15 protein-coding genes, 3 pseudogenes and 1 riboswitch are annotated in these 18805 nt (G+C 39.3%); of the genes and pseudogenes, 13 read left to right on the top strand and 5 right to left on the bottom strand.

The window, feature by feature from the left end; all coding sequences use genetic code 11:
- Nucleotides 1-39: 39 nt before the first annotated feature.
- Both A9500_RS04825 and msrAB read right to left on the bottom strand, forming a co-directional pair.
- Complete coding sequence (locus tag A9500_RS04825; protein WP_065244096.1) at nucleotides 40-516, bottom strand: redoxin family protein; 477 nt, start codon at nucleotides 514-516, stop codon at nucleotides 40-42.
- Between the two features lie 9 nt (nucleotides 517-525).
- Nucleotides 526-1587 carry a bifunctional peptide-methionine (S)-S-oxide reductase MsrA/peptide-methionine (R)-S-oxide reductase MsrB gene (gene msrAB, locus A9500_RS04820; RefSeq protein WP_065244095.1) on the bottom strand — a complete coding sequence of 354 codons (1062 nt, stop codon included), beginning with the start codon at nucleotides 1585-1587 and terminating at the stop codon, nucleotides 526-528.
- A gap of 113 nt (nucleotides 1588-1700) precedes the next feature.
- On the opposite strand from msrAB, the gene A9500_RS04815 reads away from it, so the two are divergent.
- From A9500_RS04815 to A9500_RS04790, 6 genes and pseudogenes are all read left to right on the top strand, one after another.
- Nucleotides 1701-2567, top strand: coding sequence for a DMT family transporter (locus A9500_RS04815; protein WP_054420204.1), 867 nt, complete (start codon nucleotides 1701-1703; stop codon nucleotides 2565-2567).
- A gap of 91 nt (nucleotides 2568-2658) precedes the next feature.
- On the top strand, nucleotides 2659-3549 hold the full coding sequence (locus A9500_RS04810) for a Fe(3+) dicitrate ABC transporter substrate-binding protein (RefSeq protein WP_065244094.1): 891 nt from the start codon (nucleotides 2659-2661) through the stop codon (nucleotides 3547-3549).
- Nucleotides 3549-4538 (top strand): iron-dicitrate ABC transporter permease FecC, encoded by a 990-nt coding sequence (gene fecC / locus A9500_RS04805; protein ID WP_065244093.1) that lies wholly within the window; start codon nucleotides 3549-3551, stop codon nucleotides 4536-4538. Before A9500_RS04810 ends, fecC begins: the two co-directional genes overlap by 1 nt.
- Entirely contained in the window at nucleotides 4538-5521 is a 984-nt protein-coding gene (gene fecD / locus A9500_RS04800; protein WP_065244092.1) for a Fe(3+) dicitrate ABC transporter permease subunit FecD, read from the top strand. The genes fecC and fecD overlap by 1 nt, the downstream gene beginning before the upstream one ends.
- Entirely contained in the window at nucleotides 5521-6288 is a 768-nt protein-coding gene (gene fecE, locus A9500_RS04795; RefSeq protein ID WP_065244091.1) for a Fe(3+) dicitrate ABC transporter ATP-binding protein FecE, read from the top strand. The genes fecD and fecE overlap by 1 nt, the downstream gene beginning before the upstream one ends.
- 210 nt (nucleotides 6289-6498) lie before the next feature.
- Nucleotides 6499-6942 (top strand): annotated as a pseudogene (locus A9500_RS04790) (poly-beta-1,6 N-acetyl-D-glucosamine export porin PgaA); the annotation flags it as partial.
- 115 nt (nucleotides 6943-7057) lie between these two features.
- Here A9500_RS04790 and pckA read toward each other — a convergent pair.
- Nucleotides 7058-8674 carry a phosphoenolpyruvate carboxykinase (ATP) gene (pckA, locus tag A9500_RS04785; RefSeq protein WP_049381435.1) on the bottom strand — a complete coding sequence of 539 codons (1617 nt, stop codon included), beginning with the start codon at nucleotides 8672-8674 and terminating at the stop codon, nucleotides 7058-7060.
- Between the two features lie 256 nt (nucleotides 8675-8930).
- On the opposite strand from pckA, the gene A9500_RS04780 reads away from it, so the two are divergent.
- From A9500_RS04780 to merA, 4 genes and pseudogenes are all read left to right on the top strand, one after another.
- A complete protein-coding gene (locus A9500_RS04780) occupies nucleotides 8931-9755 on the top strand; it encodes an alpha/beta hydrolase (protein WP_083180323.1) in 825 nt (274 codons plus the stop codon).
- Nucleotides 9756-9824: 69 nt separating this feature from the next.
- A riboswitch (PreQ1 riboswitch) is annotated at nucleotides 9825-9890 on the top strand.
- 25 nt (nucleotides 9891-9915) lie between these two features.
- Nucleotides 9916-10041 (top strand): annotated as a pseudogene (locus A9500_RS10490) (7-cyano-7-deazaguanine synthase); the annotation flags it as partial.
- Between the two features lie 199 nt (nucleotides 10042-10240).
- Complete coding sequence (gene merR, locus A9500_RS04775; RefSeq protein ID WP_007526597.1) at nucleotides 10241-10633, top strand: Hg(II)-responsive transcriptional regulator; 393 nt, start codon at nucleotides 10241-10243, stop codon at nucleotides 10631-10633.
- Between the two features lie 28 nt (nucleotides 10634-10661).
- Nucleotides 10662-12302, top strand: a complete 1641-nt coding sequence (merA, locus tag A9500_RS04770) for a mercury(II) reductase (protein WP_001031935.1) — start codon at nucleotides 10662-10664, stop codon at nucleotides 12300-12302.
- 266 nt (nucleotides 12303-12568) lie between these two features.
- Here the strand turns inward: merA and A9500_RS04765 are convergent, their stop codons facing one another.
- Both A9500_RS04765 and A9500_RS04760 read right to left on the bottom strand, forming a co-directional pair.
- Nucleotides 12569-13174: a recombinase family protein gene (locus tag A9500_RS04765; RefSeq protein ID WP_005653496.1), complete on the bottom strand. Its 606-nt coding sequence runs from the start codon at nucleotides 13172-13174 to the stop codon at nucleotides 12569-12571.
- A gap of 14 nt (nucleotides 13175-13188) precedes the next feature.
- Complete coding sequence (locus A9500_RS04760) at nucleotides 13189-13380, bottom strand: hypothetical protein (RefSeq protein WP_065244088.1); 192 nt, start codon at nucleotides 13378-13380, stop codon at nucleotides 13189-13191.
- 101 nt (nucleotides 13381-13481) lie between these two features.
- On the opposite strand from A9500_RS04760, the pseudogene A9500_RS10480 reads away from it, so the two are divergent.
- The 3 genes and pseudogenes from A9500_RS10480 to putP all read left to right on the top strand — a co-directional run.
- A pseudogene (locus A9500_RS10480) lies at nucleotides 13482-13598 on the top strand (radical SAM protein); the annotation flags it as partial.
- A 235-nt stretch (nucleotides 13599-13833) separates the two neighbouring features.
- On the top strand, nucleotides 13834-17286 hold the full coding sequence (putA, locus tag A9500_RS04755; protein ID WP_065244087.1) for a bifunctional proline dehydrogenase/L-glutamate gamma-semialdehyde dehydrogenase PutA: 3453 nt from the start codon (nucleotides 13834-13836) through the stop codon (nucleotides 17284-17286).
- Between the two features lie 13 nt (nucleotides 17287-17299).
- Nucleotides 17300-18790, top strand: coding sequence for a sodium/proline symporter PutP (putP, locus tag A9500_RS04750; RefSeq protein WP_065244086.1), 1491 nt, complete (start codon nucleotides 17300-17302; stop codon nucleotides 18788-18790).
- Nucleotides 18791-18805: the final 15 nt, after the last annotated feature.

The raw sequence follows: 18805 nt of genomic DNA, 5'->3' as shown, positions 1-18805 counted from the left end.
TCCAGGTTTTGGGGTGCAGATCAAATGACCGCACTTTTTTTATTCCTTCACAAATTGTTTAATTTGATCTGAATTCAAATGACCTGGCTGTGCTTTGATAAGATTTAAATCCTTATCCAACAGCAAATTAAACGGATAGCCTAATACATTGGCTCGTTTAATAATTTCCCCCTTTTCATCCAATAATACAGTGATATTTTTATAGTCCAAGCCTTTATACCAATTGATAAATTTGGGGCTATTTTGTTCGTTCTTTTGTCCAGGTGAGGTAATCGTAATCACATTAAAATCAAGATTTTTTTCTGCACTAAGATCATCAATTTCCGCTAAGCCTGCTAAGCAAATTGGACACCAAGATGCCCACATTTTGATATACAGTGGCTTGCCTTGATATTGTGATAAAGAGACGGTTTGATTATCCAACGTCTTCAAGGGGATATCCGCCAAAGACACCTTCTCTTGTGCAAAACTCAATGGACTCAAAAACAATAAAAGTACGGTCAATATTTTTTTCATTTTTTCCTCTTATTTCACAAAGGGAATCAAATCGCCATAGCCTTGTTTTTCCATTTCATCTAATGGAATAAACTTAATCGATGCGCTGTTAATGCAATAACGCAAACCACCTTTATCACGCGGACCATCATCAAACACATGGCCTAAATGGGCATGACCACTGCGACTTAACACCTCAACACGAGTCATATTAAAGCTATTATCTCTTTGATACTCCGCCACTTCAGCGGCAATCGGTTTGGTAAAACTTGGCCAACCACAACCGGATTCAAACTTATCTTTGGAAGAAAATAACGGTTCTCCCGTGGTGATATCCACATAAATACCAGGCGCGAAATTATCCCAATATTCGTTACTAAAAGAACGTTCTGTATGTTTGCCTTGCGTCACATCATATTGAAGTGCGGTCAATTTTTGCTTTAATTCTGTATCACTTGGTTTGGGGTATTTTTTATCATCAATTAATGGCTCATCGGCTTTTTTGATGTCGATATGACAATAGCCATTCGGGTTTTTCTTGAGATAATCCTGATGATACTCTTCCGCCTCTACATAATTTTTCAGCGGTTCCACTTCAATTTGAATCGGTTCTTGATATTTGCTTTGTAAGGTTTTCAATGCTGCCTCAATAACCGCTTTATCTTGTTCATTTTGATAATAAATGCCGGTGCGATACTGTCTGCCACGATCATTGCCTTGCTTGTTAATACTGGTTGGATCGATAACACGGAAATAATATTGCAACAATTTATCTAGCGAAATTTTGTTTGGATCGTAAGTCACTTTCACGGTTTCAGCATGATCTGTCGCGTGCAATAATTGGTAGTTAGTGGTATCGCCTTTTCCATTGGCATAGCCAGAAACGGCATCGGTCACGCCTTGAATGCGTTCCATATAAGCTTCTAGTCCCCAAAAACAACCACCAGCAAGATAAATAATTTGATGTTCTTGTTTACTTTCCATTGTCATTTTTTGCTCCTTTGATGATTCTGTGTGATCAGCATACGTTAAACTACTTTGCAAACCGCCAAAAAGTGCGGTCAATATGAGAAATGTTTTTGTATATTTCATTTTCTTTCCTTATTATAGAAAATATCTTCAGCCTACATTTCATTAGACGAAGAGAAACCCATTTTCTTACAAAATAAGGCAATTTTTTACCGCACTTTATGCAAGGAACCCTTATGCCAAACATACATATCCGCAATAATTATCAAAAAGCTGTTGTTTGTATGGTGTTAGCTTACATCAGCATTGCCTTAATGGGCGTATTTGTAAAATACGCCTCTGATGAATTACCGTCCAGTGAAATTTTATTTTCCCGTTTTTTTATTGGTTTTGTGTTTCTCCTGCCTTTTTTAATTAAAGATGGAGATTTCAAAGTTGATATGTCGCAATGGAAGTTTCTCGTTTTGCGTAATCTCGCCGGCATTGCCAGTATGTTGTTAACCTTTTACGCGATTAAATATTTACCAATTTCCATTGCGACTTTATTGATGAATACGTCCTCACTTTTTGTGCCTTTATTGCTGTTTTTCTTTAAAGTCAGAACACCATTAAAAGTATTAGCTTGTAGTTTTATGGGTTTTATCGGTGTATCCATCATTATGCTGACCAACGGATCAATGAATATCAACCCTATCCATGTAGGCTATGCGTTAGGTGCTGCTGTGCTAGCAGCCATGGCATTTATCAGCTTACAAGAGCTCAATAAACATAACTCACCTAAAAATATCGTGTTTTACTTTCACTTATTAGGCTCGATTTTATTGCCACTCTTTTTCATCACGCAGTGGAAAATGCCAACATTACATGGATTTACTCTGCTACTTTTAGTGGGCGGATTCGGTCTTATTTTCCAATTGTTATTGACTCGCGCCTTTAAATACGCGCCTGCAAATGTCATTACGCCTTTTGCTTTTACTGGCGTGATTTTCTCCAGCATCTGTGACTGGCTCTTCTGGGATAACGTACCTAGTCTGAATTTCTGGATTGGTTCATTAGTCATCATTATCGCTGTCAACTTGCTTGCTAGAATGCGGGCAAAATAGAGAAATCCGACCAAATAGCTAAAATACAACTATTCTCAATAACATTGTTTGAATGTATAATCCAAATGCTTTTTATTATTGAGGACACAACATGAAAAAATTATTCAAAACTACTTTAGCTTCCGCATTGTTAATGGCATCTGCATTTGCTAGCGCCGTGACGATTAAAGATGCGAAAGGTGAATTTACCCTTGATAAAACCCCAAGCCGTGTTGTGGCATTGGAATATTCTTTTGTGGATGCTTTAGCCCAAGTCGGTGTTAGCCCAGTGGGTGTGGCTGACGACAACAAAGTCGATCGTATTTTGCCGCAAGTGCGCGAAAAAATTGCTGCATGGCAATCCGTTGGCACGCGTTCTCAACCGAGTCTTGAAGTGATTGCATCTCTCAAACCCGATTTAATTATTGCCGATCCATCTCGCCATACTGCAGTATTTGAAGAATTGAAAAAAATTGCACCAACGGTGATGTTTGATTCCCGTCATGAAAGTTATCAAGAAAATCTTGAAACTGCGCAGAAAATTGGTGATTTAGTGGGTAAAAGCGCTGAAATGAAAGCGAAGATCAATGAACATAATGATTACATTGCCAACATTGCAAAAAATCTAGGTGTACAAGGCAAAAAAGCCTCATTTGGTACTTCCCGAGAAGATAAATTTAATATCCAAAATGCGAATGGCTATGTGGGTAGTTTCTTAACGACATTAGGTTTTGCCCCAACTAAACTCAATAGTGATCAAGCTTTCGTAGAAATCAACCTTGAACAATTAGTAATGGAAAAACCGGAATACTTGTTCATCGCCCATTATCGTGATGAAAGTATTGCGCGTAAATGGGAAGCTGAGCCACTGTGGAAAGCCATTCCTGCCGTAAAAGCGAACCAGGTTTACAGCGTTGATGCCGACATGTGGGCTCGTGGTCGTGGCTTAGAAGCGAGCAAAATTATGGCAAAACAAATTGAAGGTTTCGTGAAACAAAAATAATGATGAAGTCCACTTTCCGTTGGGGACTCCCCCTTATCATTCTGGCTTTCCTATTATGGGGAAGCCTGTTTTTGTATTATCCCATCGAAATTCGACCGCTTGCAGCTTTACAAGCGTTCCTCCCCGATGGCGATGAAATGGCCAAAATTACGGTAACCGATTTACGCTTACCGCGCGCATTAGTTGGCATGATTTTAGGTGCCAATCTTGCGGTGGCGGGGGCCTTATTACAAACCATTACGCGCAATCCACTGGCCTCACCTACACTACTTAGCGTGAACTCAGGAGCCAGTCTTGCCATGGTAACCGCCAGTGCGTTTAGCCCCTTGATTCTTTCTGGTTATAGCATTGCTTTAGTGGCTAGTATCGGTGGCGGTCTGAGTTGGTTTGTGGTGATGCTGATCAGCAACGGATGGAAAGACAACAGTGGGGATCGTAGCCGGGTGATTTTAGCGGGGATTGCTGTATCACTACTGTGTGCAGCGCTCACGAAATTGGTGCTGATTATCGCGGAAGATCATGCCTTCGGTATTATGAGTTGGCTAGCTGGTGGCATTGCACATGCCCGTTGGAATGAATTATTGACGTTATTTCCGTTCTTTATTTTGACCGCACTTTTCTGCCTGTTTTTTGCCAGCCGTTTGAATTTACTCAATTTAAGCGATGAATCCGCTCGTTCACTAGGCATCAATCTCTTCCGTTTACGTTGGTACGCAAACATCATGGCGTTATTGATTGTAGGTTCAAGCGTAAGTGTTGCCGGCCCCGTGGCCTTTATTGGCTTACTCGTGCCCCATCTTGCTCGCTATTGGATTGGTTATGACTTGCGAAAATCGCTCCCTATGGCGATGTTACTCGGCGCAATTTTAATGCTGGCTGCAGATACCATTGCCCGCGCGGTCAACTTCCCTAGCGAAGTGCCTGCTGGTGCGGTACTTGCCTTAATCGGTGCCCCAGTCTTTGTATTATTTGCCAGAGGAAGACACTAATGCGAACCTCTCATGTATCTTTTCGCGCTATCGGCTTTTATGTCATCACGCTTAGTCTGATGTTACTACTCTTTGGGTTGAGTATTCGCCTTGGCACTTATACGCTTTCCTTTGAGGAAATTTGGGCGGCCTTTCAGCCTGACGATAAAAACTATTTTACCTTGATGGAATATCGCCTACCCCGTGCAGTGTTAGCGATTTTATTAGGCGGAGCCTTAGCAATTTCTGGTGTGTTAGTGCAAAGCGTGGTACGTAATCCACTTGCCTCTCCCGATATTTTAGGGATTAACAACGCGGCTGGGTTGGTTGCTGTTTCAGTATTGATGTTCTTGCCAAACTTGGCATTTTACTGGATGCCAATTTTTGCCTTTTTAGGCGGCGTGCTCTCTTTTGTCATTTTATGGATCGTATGCGGTTTTAACTTCCGCCCTATCAAAATGGCAATCATTGGGGTCGCACTATCCGCATTGTGGGCAGCCATCAGTCATTATCTGATGCTTACTAATCCAGTCGAGATCAATACCGCGATGTTATGGCTCACAGGCAGTCTATGGGGACGCAGCTGGTCTTATTTAAATGTGGTATTACCATGGTTAGTGGTATTGCTGCCCTTGCCATTTATTTTCTGTCGCGATCTCGACACCCTTGGTTTAGGTGAAAACAAAGCCTCCACCTTGGGCGTAACCGTAAATAAAGTGCAAATTAGCGTTTTAGTGTTAGCGGTAGCTCTTTCCACTACAGCCGTGGCAATTTGTGGTCCGATTGCCTTTTTAGGCTTGGTTGCTCCGCATCTTGCCCGTCGTTTAGTCGGCGGCAGACATCGCACCCTATTACCGGCAGCCTTGATTATTGGCGCCCTCTTATTACAACTTTCGGATATTTTGGCGCGGGTGATTGACCCACCAACTGAATTACCAGCGGGCATTCTGACTGCAATTATTGGTGCGCCATATTTCTTCTACTTATTGATGAGAACTAAATAATGAGCATTGAAATCAATAATTTATCTTTAGGTTATCAAGATAAACTCGTGGTTAAAAATCTGTCGCTAAAATTCCCGAAAAATAAAGTGATTGCATTAATCGGCCCAAATGGTTGCTGTAAGTCCACCACATTAAAAGCGGTAGCTCGCTTGCTCAAACCAAAGCAAGGCTCAATCACCCATAAAGGCAAGGACATTTGGCAAAAAACCCCTAAAGAATATGCCCAAGAATTGGCTTTTCTCCCGCAGCAACACTTGGTACCCGAAGGGATTAAAGTGCGCGAATTGATCGCCTACGGACGTTCGCCTTACTTAAATCTTTGGGGCAAACTTAGCCAAAAAGATGAAGAATTGGTTAATTGGGCGATGGCGCAAACACAAACTGCCGAACTCGCCGAACAGTTAGTTTCCGATTTATCTGGTGGTCAGCAACAACGGGTATTTTTAGCTATGACACTTGCGCAAGATGCTGAATTAGTGCTACTCGATGAGCCGACTACTTATCTAGATTTAAACCGCCAAGCTGAACTCATGGGCATGATGCGACAAATGCAACAAAACGGTAAAACCGTGATTACGGTGTTGCATGATCTCAACCAAGCCTGCCGCTATTGCGATTATTTAGTCGTGATGAAAAAAGGTGCCGTGATGGCACAAGGTACGCCCGATGAAGTGATGACCGAAGAGTTGCTGAAGGATGTGTTTGATTTGGATGTCATCATTTATCGTGATCCTATCAGTAACACACCGATGTTTATTTTGAAATAACTTTCAATCACTTCTCTAAATATCAAATAGGCGTTTTATTTTACTAAAATGCCTATTTTTTCACCTAAAACACTCGATGTTATACATAACTAATACTTTTTATAGCTCAACTTGAGGTCGGACCACTTTACGAAACTTATACTTTCCTTACATTGTCATAAATATGGAGTCCACAATAAATAATTATAATTAAACATAGTAGAAGTTAATATGAAGTCTCTATCCCATGTCTTTAAGGCAGTGCTATTAGTAGGTATCAGCACCTCAGTAGTACAGCTTGCCTATGCCCAAAATTCCTCTATTGATACCGAACGAGAAAATATCATCATTTTCTCTCGTCAAGGAGAGGCCCAATTAAATCAAGCTATTCCAAAACTTGAGGCCTTATTTAAGGGGACGCACGATGTGAAAGTGCGCGATGATTTAATTACACTCTATCTGAGGACGAATCAATCCGCTAAAGTACTTTCACTTTGCGAAAGCTGCGCACCAGCGCAATTTTCCCAAAATGAACTGGAAAATTTAGGCAAAGCCGCTCGAAATGAAAAACAATACGACCGTGCCGTTGCATTCTATTCCCAATTGCAAAAGCAATTCCCTGATAATCCAAATGGATGGCTTGGTGGCGCATTAGCCTCCACTGAAACCAAAAACTAAAACTACACTGCGGCAAAAAATGCACTGAATGTTTAAAAGAAAACCGCACTTTGATTTAAAAACCAAAGTGCGGCTATTTTTAGAGATGTTTAATTAGATACTGTTTATCTAATTAAGCTTTTGGACCCGCTGCGATAAGTGCTTTACCTTCTGCATTAGTCGCATATTTTTCGAAGTTTTTCACGAAACGACCTGCAAGATCTTCAGCTTTAGCTTGCCATTGAGCTTTATCAGCATAAGTATCACGAGGGTCTAGGATCGCAGGATCTACACCAGGTAATGCTTTTGGAATCGCTAAGTTAAAGATTGGTAACTCACCCATTTCAGCTTTTTCTATAGAACCATCTAAGATTGCATCGATAATACCACGAGTATCTTTAATTGAGATACGTTTACCCGTACCGTTCCAACCAGTATTAACTAAATACGCTTCTGCACCAGCAGCTTGCATACGTTTGACTAATACTTGAGCATATTGTGTTGGGTGGAGAGTTAAGAACGCTGCACCGAAACATGCTGAGAAAGTTGGAGTTGGCTCAGTAATACCACGCTCTGTACCAGCTAATTTAGCAGTGAAACCAGATAAGAAGTAGTATTTGGTTTGCTCTGGTGTCAATTTAGACACTGGAGGTAACACACCGAATGCATCCGCAGTTAAGAAAATTACTTTCGTTGCGTGACCTGCACGAGATACTGGTTTAACAATATTATCAATGTGATAAATTGGGTAAGACACACGAGTATTTTCTGTTTTAGAACCATCATCGAAATCAACTGAACCATCTGCACGAACCACCACGTTTTCTAATAATGCATCACGACGGATTGCACGGTAGATATCTGGCTCATTTTCTTCAGAAAGATGGATAGTTTTCGCGTAACAACCACCTTCAAAGTTGAAGATACCTACATCATCCCAACCGTGCTCATCGTCACCAATTAATTCACGTTTTGGATCGGTAGAAAGTGTGGTTTTACCTGTACCTGATAAACCGAAGAAGATTGCTACATCACCGTCTTTACCTACGTTAGCAGAACAGTGCATTGCACCTACACCTTTAAGTGGTAGGAAGTAGTTCATCATTGAGAACATACCTTTCTTCATTTCGCCGCCGTACCAAGTACCACCGATTAATTGGATACGCTCAGTTAAGTTGAATGCAACGAAGTTTTCAGAGTTCAAACCTTGTTCTTTCCAGTTCGGGTTGGTGCATTTAGAACCATTCATTACCACGAAATCAGGTTTAAAGGTTTTTAATTGTTCTTCTGTAGGACGAATGAACATATTTTTCACAAAGTGTGCTTGCCATGCTACTTCAGTCACAATACGTACTGCGATACGGTCTTGTTCACTTGCGCCACAGAAACCATCAACCACGAATAAACGTTTACCAGAAAGTTGTTTAGTCACAAGACCTTTCAAGCTTGACCAAGTTTCTTGAGTCATTGGTTTGTTATCGTTTTTCGCCACATCAGAAGTCCACCACACAGTATCTTTTGTGGTATCATCTAAAACGATGTATTTATCTTTCGGCGAACGACCGGTAAAGATCCCAGTATCAACAGCCACCGCTCCAGTTGTGGTAAGTGTACCTTTTTCAAAGCCTTCTAAGCCAGGTTTGGTTTCTTCTTCAAAAAGTTGTTCATAGCTTGGGTTATAAACCACTTCTTTTACATCATGAATACCAATGGCTTCAAGTTCTTTAATTACATTTTTAATGTCAGTCATAGTTCACCTCTTGATTAAAGTTTAAAAGTTTTCCTGCAGATATTGTAGGGGAATTGCCAGAAAAAAAATGTTAACTAGATCAAATTTTTGAACATTCATTGAAAATTTCTACCTATTTTTAGGGTGTTTTTGGGAGCCAAGATGAAGTGCGGTTGATTTCACCTTTACTTTTACTATATAGTGATAACCATTCTCAAATTAAGACCGGATAACCATGTTCTCATTTCTGCGTTTACCCTTTTTATTTTTCCTGCTGATATTTACGCAAAGCACGCAAGCAGAACCCGACTTTAAGATTCCTCCTATTCAAGAAAGCATGAAAAAAATGTATCAAATTCAAGAAAAAGATTTTACTTTTGAAGGCAAGCATTATCGTTTGTTTATTGCAGTTCCACCAAAAACATCGCAAAAACTGACCGCACTTTACACATTGGATGGCAATGCACAATTTCCAATAGCAGTGAATGCTGTCAATCCTCATAAACCGCTTCCTCTTATTGTCGGTATCGGTTATGTATCTGATAAAGCTTACGTCATTGAGGAACGAATGAGAGATTACACTTTTCCAGTAGAAGGCGCTGAATTTGCCAAAGGAGGGAAAGCCGCTGATTTTCTACGTTTTATTCAACAAGATGTAAAGCCTTATATTGAACAGCATTTCGATATCAATAAGGAAAAACAATATTTCTTTGGCCATTCTTTTGGTGGGTTGTTTGGATTATACGTGCTCTTCCATCAACCGGATTTATTTCAACATTACACATTGGCAAGCCCTTCTCTTTGGTGGGGGAATGGTTCATTTTTGCCTCAAAATGAGCCATGGATTAGCCAAAAACCATCACATATTCTGATTACATTAGGCTCTTATGAAGAACATCCTGAACAGGATCCGAATATCACTGAAGAGCAATTACAGCGTATTAATCAACGGAAACAAATGCGAACAATCAATGCGCATCAACTGGCGGAAATATTAACCAAACAAGGAAATTCCGTGGCGTTTATTTCCATTCCCAATAAAAACCACGGTGGCTCAATTCCTGACGCAATCAAACATAGCTTGGAACAAGTGCAACAATAAAACGTCCAAAAAAATCCCCGTTATCATGATGATCTGCCCCAAGAAATTTGACCGCTTATTTTCTCTTCATTTTCCGTGGTTCGAAACTTTCCCACGGTTAGTCAATATTTGACGAGAAAACAAAACTAAGGATGTTTATGCAACAAAATAAAAAGCCCTTGTGATTTTTTCAGGCGGCCAAGACTCCACAACTTGCCTATTTCAGGTCATCGCAGAATTCGGCAAAGAAAATGTCGAAGTAGTGACCTTTCAATACGGACAACGTCATGCAATTGAGCTAGAAAAAGGGCTTAACGAATACTTAATAGTTTAAAAACAACTGGTGTTTAAATTGGATTTTCTGGTGGGATGTTAGGATAATCAATAGTATTATATAAAAGTATCAATCACATACGAGTGATACTTTGGAAAAAAAATAAAATAGTCCAATTTACTTGACCGTGTACTATGGTACATGGTTTATAATATTCAGGGGGTGAAATAAGATGATTTATCGCATTAGTGAGTTTGCAGATAAATGTGGAGTTAATAAAGAAACGATCAGATATTACGAGCGAAAAAATTTATTACAAGAACCTCACCGAACGGAAGCTGGTTATCGGATATATTCATATGATGACGTTAAGCGTGTTGGGTTTATTAAACGAATACAGGAACTTGGTTTCTCTTTAAGCGAGATTTATAAATTACTTGGTGTTGTAGATAAAGATGAAGTTCGTTGTCAAGATATGTTCGAATTTGTTTCTAAAAAACAAAAGGAAGTGCAAAAACAAATAGAGGATTTAAAACGAATTGAAACTATGTTAGACGACTTAAAACAACGATGTCCAGCTGAAAAGCAATTACATTCGTGTCCAATAATAGAAACATTAACATGAGAGATTAATTAACGAAAGGAGCTTTTTTATGAATAAATTTAAGGTAAACATTTCAGGAATGACCTGTACGGGTTGTGAAAAACACGTAGAATCAGCACTTGAAAAGATAGGTGCTAAAAATATTGAGTCTAGTTATCGTCGTGGTGAAGCAGTATTTGAACTGCCCGATGATATTGAGGTTGAAAGTGCAATAAAGGCGATTGATGAAGCAAATTACCAAGCCGGAGAAATTGAAGAAGTATCATCACTAGAAAACGTGGCGTTAATTAATGAAGACAATTATGACCTTCTTATTATTGGTTCTGGTGCTGCTGCCTTTTCTTCGGCAATTAAAGCTATAGAATACGGTGCAAAAGTTGGAATGATTGAGCGTGGAACGGTTGGGGGAACCTGTGTGAATATTGGCTGTGTTCCGTCAAAAACTCTTCTTAGGGCAGGGGAAATCAATCATTTATCAAAAGACAATCCGTTTATAGGTTTACAAACATCCGCTGGAGAAGTGGATTTAGCTAGTTTAATCACGCAAAAGGATAAATTGGTGAGCGAACTTCGGAATCAAAAATATATGGATTTAATTGATGAATATAATTTTGATTTAATTAAAGGTGAAGCAAAATTCGTTGATGCTAGTACGGTTGAGGTCAATGGGGCAAAGTTATCTGCAAAACGCTTTTTAATTGCAACAGGTGCATCGCCTTCGTTGCCCCAAATTTCAGGACTTGAAAAAATGGACTATTTAACTAGTACAACACTTCTTGAGTTAAAGAAAATACCAAAACGATTAACTGTAATTGGTTCAGGATACATTGGAATGGAGCTTGGACAACTATTTCATCATTTAGGTTCAGAAATAACGCTTATGCAAAGAAGTGAGCGACTTTTAAAGGAGTATGATCCTGAGATTTCAGAGTCAGTTGAAAAAGCGTTAATTGAACAGGGTATAAACCTTGTCAAAGGGGCAACTTTTGAGCGTGTTGAACAAAGTGGAGAGATAAAAAGGGTTTACGTAACAGTAAATGGCAGTAGAGAAGTCATTGAATCAGATCAGTTACTTGTTGCCACTGGAAGAAAACCAAATACGGATTCTTTAAATTTAAGTGCAGCAGGTGTTGAAACTGGAAAAAATAATGAAATCCTGATCAATGATTTTGGTCAAACAAGTAATGAAAAGATTTATGCAGCAGGAGATGTGACTTTAGGACCACAATTTGTATATGTAGCAGCCTATGAAGGTGGAATTATTACTGATAATGCTATTGGTGGATTAAACAAAAAAATAGATTTATCGGTAGTTCCTGCTGTTACGTTTACGAATCCGACGGTTGCAACGGTTGGTTTAACAGAAGAACAAGCAAAAGAGAAAGGGTATGATGTGAAGACATCTGTATTACCTTTAGATGCTGTTCCAAGAGCAATTGTAAACCGTGAAACAACCGGTGTATTTAAACTAGTAGCAGATGCAGAAACACTAAAAGTATTAGGGGTTCATATTGTATCTGAAAATGCAGGAGATGTCATCTATGCAGCATCATTAGCTGTTAAATTTGGCTTAACGATAGAAGATTTAACAGAAACCCTAGCACCATATTTAACAATGGCTGAAGGGCTAAAATTAGTTGCACTTACGTTCGATAAAGATATTTCGAAATTATCTTGTTGTGCAGGCTAAGGGAACTTTTTTAGGATATAAAGAAAATTATTGAAGAATGGTTAAGAAATACTGAAAACGATACCCCTCTTAATAGAGCTAACTTATTAGAAGAAATTGTAAGAACTTTTTATGATTTCTCTAAATTTGAGCGTCCAGGTGGAGCAGGAATTGATGGCCGAAATGGCCCTGAACGACAAGGATTGGCTAGAGTTCTTGAAGCAGCTATTGAACACTACGATAAAATGAAGAATTAATTATATAAGAAGCCTAATAATTCAAAATTATTAGGCTTTTTCTCTACAATTAAGTATTTCCCTATTATAAATACCTTTTATTCTTGCCACCGTTGATTTAGATAAATCATATCGTTTCATTACTGTTGAAATAGAATCACCAGCTTTAAAATCCGCATAAATCTTTTTGCGTATTTTATCTGTTACTTTCGGTGGACGGCCGCCTAAAGCATTTTTATGACCCGAAGCAAGTTTTGTTCGCTTCCCTTCCTGAGTACGCTCAACAATAAAACTCCTTTCCAATTCAGCAAAAATACCTAACAATTGAATTAGTGCCATCCCCATAGGATTGTTTTGGGTTCGAGTATCTATTCCTTGTTGAATTGCAACAAAGCCAATATTTTTATTCTTAAATAGTTCAAGTGTATTCAAACACTGAGCAAGGCTCCTTCCTAAGCGATCAAGCTTAGTTACTGCAACAACATCACCCTCTCGAACATAATCCAGTAGTTCATCCAATTGTGCTTTATTTTTCTCAGCTTTACCGGAATGTTTCCCTGAGAAAATTTTTTTGCAGCCGTATTCTTTTAATGCTTGAATCTGTTCACTCAAATCCTGCTGTTGAGTTGATACTCTAGCGAAGCCTATTAATGCCATCTTTTCTCTTAAAATTACTTAAAAATGTTATTAAATGACTGTTGGTTATTTCTTTTAGCTAAATTTATACCAGCTTTTAATCCCTCTCTAAATGGAGTGCTTCCAAGTGGTGTTAATGGTTGAATAGGGGCTAGAGATAGCAATGCGGATGCCCCCATAATCATTCTATAACCTTCTTCAAAGCCTTTTTGATAATCATAATCCATAATTAACTCCTATGTTCAAAATTCAACAGAAAAAGGACTAGCAAATGTTTAAAATTGCAAAAGAATTCATTTTTGATATGGCACATATGCTTAATGGGCATGATGGCAAAATGAATTTATTAGAAACTATCACTCAATTAGGTCAATTAAATCTTCGTGCTACTAAACCTAAATGGCAGTTAAGCCTTCAAACTCATAAGATTATTGGTATCGAGTAATATCTTATTAACATCTTTCTGAGAAGAATCAGGCGATTCTTCTCAAATTTGCTTTTCTATTTTCTTCAAAAACTAAAAAATATCGCTATTTATTCAGTATTTTCGTGAATTTTGCATTATTTTCACACAATTCTGTGAAGTGATTCACAAATTCGAGAAAAAAGCATTTACTTTTCCCTCTGTTGATTTTATGTTCATTAACAATCTTGTAACAAAGTAACAAGGGGTGATTACTATGTCCTTCCAACTTTCTAAAACCTACCGTCCTGAACGCCAACTCATCACCGAAAACTATCGCTTAGATGAGAAAACGGCAGTAGATAACTTGCTTAAAACCTTAGATTTTACCCAAGAACAAGAAAAACGCATTACTGACAATGCGATCAAACTTATTAACAAACTTCGCCATCTTAAACAAAAACAATATGGCGCAGATGCCTTAATGCAAGAATTCTCATTAAGCAGTGAAGAAGGTGTCGCACTAATGTGCTTAGCTGAAGCGCTATTACGTATTCCTGATGCAGAAACCCGCGATGATTTGATTTATGAAAAATTACGTGATGGTAACTGGAAATCTCACATTGGTAACGCTAACTCATTTTTTATCAACGCAGCTAGTTATGGCTTAGTTTTCGGTAAAAAAATTAGTGAAAATTTAGACGAAAAAAGCCTCGCAAATGCGTTAAGCCGTAGCTTTGCTCGCTTCTCTGCCCCGATTATGCGTACGCTCATTGTAAAATCCATGCAAATCTTAGGGAAACAATTCGTAGCTGGCGTTACCATGCAAAAAGCGCTAACGAACATTAAACCTCGTTATGAAAAAGGCTTTACCTTCTCTTTTGATATGCTTGGTGAAGCAGCCATGACCCAAGCGGATGCAGATCGTTATTTTAATGATTATCTCCATGCCATTGAAAGTGTGGGGAAAGATGCTGCAGGTCGCACTATCTATAATGGTAACAGTGTTTCCGTTAAACTTTCTGCTATCCATCCAAAATATTGGCGTGCGAAATATGATCGTGTTATCGACGAGCTTTATCCGCGCGTAAAAGAACTTTTCTTACTTGCCAAAAAATATAACATCAGCGTAAACATTGATGCAGAAGAAGCTAGCCGTTTAGAGCTATCTCTGGATTTAGTAGAAAAATTACTAGATGAGCCAGAACTCAAAGGCTACAAAGGTATTGGCTATGTTGTTCAAGCTTACTCTAAACGTTGCCCATTTGTATTGGATTACTTAATCAATCTTGCCCGAGAAAAAGACGGTTACTTAATGATTCGCCTTGTAAAAGGAGCTTATTGGGATAGCGAAGTAAAATGGGCGCAAGCGGATGGCTTAGATGGTTTCCCGCTTTATACTCGCAAAAATCATACCGATATCTCTTATATTGCCTGTGCGAAAAAATTACTTGCTGCTCAAGATGTAATCTACCCACAATTTGCGACGCATAACGTACAAACCATGTGTACGATCCACGAATTAGGTCAAGGCAAACAATTTGAATTCCAATGCTTACATGGCATGGGTGAAAGCTTATACGACAACATTGTTGGCAAAGAGAATTTTAATCGCCAAGTCCGTGTTTACGCCCCCGTAGGCACGCACGAGACCTTATTAGCTTACTTAGTTCGCCGTTTATTAGAAAACGGGGCAAACTCATCATTTGTTCATCAATTGGTCGATGAAAATATTCCGGTAGAACAATTAGTGATTCCGCCTTGGAAACTCTATGAGAAATCTAATGGTGAACCGAATAAATTAGTACGCAATCCACTTGAACTATTTAATGATCGTAGAAACTCTGCAGGTTTTGATTTAAGCAACGAATTTGAGTTAGCTAAATTAGAACAAGCATTAAACGAAGCACCTATCGAAAATGCGCAATCACTCACGGTGCTGGCTAATGCAGAAAACTTAGCTGCACATACCGTCGTCAATCCAGCTAATCTGAAAGAGAGCTTAGCGGAAGTTGCTTTCTTAAACCCAACTGAAGCACAAGCTGTGTTTAATGCGGCAAATAATGAGACATGGGCAGCACAAAGCGCAACTGAACGAGCAAATGTATTACGAAAAGCCGCAGATTTATATGAAGAAAACTTCGGCTTATTGATGAAACTTGCCATTGTTGAAGCTGGTAAAACATTACCAAATGCAATTGCAGAGCTACGAGAAGCCGTCGATTTTCTCAGATATTATGCAAATCAGCTTGAATATCTCGCAAAAGATCAACACTTGGGTGCACCACGCGGAAAAGTTCTCTGTATTTCGCCTTGGAACTTCCCTTTAGCTATCTTTACTGGACAAGTCGCTGCAAGCCTTGCAGCAGGAAATGCGGTAATTGCTAAACCAGCAGAACAAACTTCTCTTATTGCATATGCAGCAGTAAAACTTTTACACCAAGCAGGCGTACCAAAAGAGGCATTACAATTGGTGCTTGGGGCAGGCGATTTAGGGGCGGCATTAGTACAACAAGCTTTTGATGGCGTTGTGTTTACTGGCTCAACTGAAGTTGCAAAATTGATTGAAAAACGAATTGCACAAGCGGATAACGATCCTGTTTTAATTGCTGAAACTGGTGGACAAAACGTATTAGTATCTGACTCCTCTGCATTACCAGAACAAGTTGTTGCAGACGTTTTAAGCTCTGCATTTGACTCTGCTGGTCAACGCTGTTCTGCACTACGTATCTTGTTATTACAAGAAGATGTTGCAGATCATTACTATAAAATGATTACAGAAGCGATTAACGAATTTAGCCTTGGCGACCCGCGTTTACTCTCAACAGACATTGGCCCTGTAATTGATCAAGAAGCGAAACAAAATCTAGAAAATCATAAAGCGAATATGCGGAAAGTCGCTCGTGCTTATGTCGAATTAGAGGCACCAACCAATGGTCATTTTGTCGCACCAGCAGTCTATCTTTTAGATAATCTTAACCAATTACAACGTGAAGTGTTTGGCCCAATCTTACACATCGTGCGTTATAAAAAAGAGAACTTAGTTAACGTACTCAATGAAGTTAATGCGAAAGGTTATGCGCTAACTGGTGGTTGCCATAGCCGTATCCGTAAACAGATGGATTTAGTTGAAAAACACCTCCACTGCGGTAACTTCTATATTAACCGTAATATTGTTGGTGCAGTTGTGGGCGTACAACCATTTGGTGGTCATGGTTTATCTGGTACAGGCCCGAAAGCCGGTGGCGAATTCTATTTGCAACGTTTAACAAAAACAGACCGCTACTACAGCCAATTTGGGGATGAAAACAGTCTAGGTAATGCACAACCTGTTTTAGACAGTATTACTGGTGAACGCAACTCTTTAGCTTACTTGCCTTCTGAAGTAGCAATTCTAAATGGCGATTTAGCTACATCAGAAAAAGCTGCAAATAAACTATTGGCAAAAGGCTTTACGATTTTAGTTGAGCCAAGTCATCCATTAGCTAAATCTGGTAAAGCGGGCGTACGAGTTGATACTAAACTAGGCCACTGCCAAAAAGGTATCTACTTAGCAGAATTAAGTAAAGAACGACGCCAATGGTTAGCTGAAAACAGCTCAGCTATTTTTAAATGCTATGATTGGCAAACTACCCAAGATATTTTACCGTTATACGATGAGTTCTCTCGCAGTTACAACACCACAGCTGCTGGCGGGAACACCTCGTTAATGTCTTCTGAAGAACATTAAGAAGGAGTAATTTATGCAAATCTACATTACCTTTGGGCTCTATTTGCTCGTTATTTTAGGCATTGGATTATATGCCTACCGTTCCACGCAGAATTTTGACGACTATATTCTAGGTGGTCGCAAAATGGGCAGTTTTGTTACTGCCATGTCTGCTGGTGCATCAGACATGTCCGGCTGGTTATTAATGGGATTACCTGGAGCAATTTTTCTCTCTGGTTTATCCGAAGCTTGGATTGTCGTTGGGTTAACTATTGGGGCTTATTTGAACTATCGTGTTGTTGCTGGCCGCTTGCGTATTTTTACTGAAAAATATAGCAACGCCTTAACGTTACCGGAGTTCTTTGCACAACGTTTCCCACGTCAGAAAAAAGCACTGAAAATCATCTCTTCAGGTATTATCTTGTTCTTCTTTACCATCTATTGTGCCTCTGGAGTAGTGGCTGGTGCGAAATTATTCCAAAGCCTATTAGGCATGGATTACACTACCGCGCTTTGGTTTGGTGCGATTGCGACCATTAGCTACACCTTTATTGGTGGGTACTTAGCAGTTTCTTGGAGTGATACCATTCAGGCTTCATTGATGATTTTTGCTCTAATTCTTGCTCCTGTGATGGTTATTCTCACGATCAGTTGGGATGATCTCAAAATGGCACTTGAAGCAAAATCTGCTGTAACAGGTATTCCTTATAGTAACTGGTTGCACAACGTTTCTGGTATTGGTGTAGTGTCTGCCTTGGCATGGGGTTTAGGCTACTTCGGTCAACCACATATTTTGGCTCGCTTTATGGCTGCGGACTCTGTTGCTTCTTTAAATAAAGCACGCAAAATCGGTATTACTTGGATGATCCTTTGCTTAGGTGGTGCAGTTGCTGTCGGTTATTTTGGACTAGCTTATTTCACTGAAAGAAACATTGACCTTTCGAATGCAGAATCTGTATTCATTGAATTGTCCAAAGTCATGTTTAACCCTTGGATTGTCGGCATCATATTATCTGCAATTCTTGCCGCAATTATGAGTACCTTATCTGCGCAATTATTGATGTGTTCTGCGGCTATTACAGAAGATTTCTATAAAGGTTTCTTCCGTAAAAATGCCTCTAGCACAGAATTAGTTTGGGTTGGTCGCTTAATGGTGTTACTCATCTCTGTCATTGCTATCGTTATCGCACATGACCCTAACTCAAAAGTGATGGGATTAGTTTCGTACGCTTGGGCTGGCTTTGGTGCTGCATTTGGACCAGTTGTGATTCTTTCTCTCTTTAACCGTAACATTAGCTCAAAAGCTGCATTATGGGGAATGCTATCTGGCGCTATCACCGTCGTTGCATGGAGCCCACTCATGCGCTATCTAGGCTGGGACGATTTATCCAAACTTTATGAGATTATTCCCGGTTTCTTAGTTTGCTCATTTATTACTTTAACATCATCTGTCTTTGCACCTGTTCATCCGAAAGTGCAACAACAATTTGATGAAGCCCTAGCAGAATTTGAAACAAGATGCTAACTTTATTTAACAAAA

Source organism: Haemophilus sp. CCUG 60358 (genome assembly GCF_001679485.1).
Classification (GTDB): Bacteria; Pseudomonadota; Gammaproteobacteria; order Enterobacterales; family Pasteurellaceae; genus Haemophilus_D.
The sequence above is the reverse complement of the archived record's forward strand: the minus strand, read 5'-3'. Positions and strand labels throughout refer to the sequence as shown.

Coding starts and splice junctions, on each gene's coding strand:
- A9500_RS04825 (WP_065244096.1), bottom strand. CDS start 516: ATGAAAAAAATATTGACCGTACTTTTATTGTTTTTGAGTCCATTGAGT.
- A9500_RS04815 (WP_054420204.1), top strand. CDS start 1,701: ATGCCAAACATACATATCCGCAATAATTATCAAAAAGCTGTTGTTTGT.
- A9500_RS04765 (WP_005653496.1), bottom strand. CDS start 13,174: ATGGCATTAATAGGCTTCGCTAGAGTATCAACTCAACAGCAGGATTTG.
- fecC (WP_065244093.1), top strand. CDS start 3,549: ATGATGAAGTCCACTTTCCGTTGGGGACTCCCCCTTATCATTCTGGCT.
- putP (WP_065244086.1), top strand. CDS start 17,300: ATGCAAATCTACATTACCTTTGGGCTCTATTTGCTCGTTATTTTAGGC.
- putA (WP_065244087.1), top strand. CDS start 13,834: ATGTCCTTCCAACTTTCTAAAACCTACCGTCCTGAACGCCAACTCATC.
- msrAB (WP_065244095.1), bottom strand. CDS start 1,587: ATGAAATATACAAAAACATTTCTCATATTGACCGCACTTTTTGGCGGT.
- fecE (WP_065244091.1), top strand. CDS start 5,521: ATGAGCATTGAAATCAATAATTTATCTTTAGGTTATCAAGATAAACTC.
- A9500_RS04810 (WP_065244094.1), top strand. CDS start 2,659: ATGAAAAAATTATTCAAAACTACTTTAGCTTCCGCATTGTTAATGGCA.
- A9500_RS04760 (WP_065244088.1), bottom strand. CDS start 13,380: ATGGATTATGATTATCAAAAAGGCTTTGAAGAAGGTTATAGAATGATT.
- merR (WP_007526597.1), top strand. CDS start 10,241: ATGATTTATCGCATTAGTGAGTTTGCAGATAAATGTGGAGTTAATAAA.
- pckA (WP_049381435.1), bottom strand. CDS start 8,674: ATGACTGACATTAAAAATGTAATTAAAGAACTTGAAGCCATTGGTATT.
- fecD (WP_065244092.1), top strand. CDS start 4,538: ATGCGAACCTCTCATGTATCTTTTCGCGCTATCGGCTTTTATGTCATC.
- merA (WP_001031935.1), top strand. CDS start 10,662: ATGAATAAATTTAAGGTAAACATTTCAGGAATGACCTGTACGGGTTGT.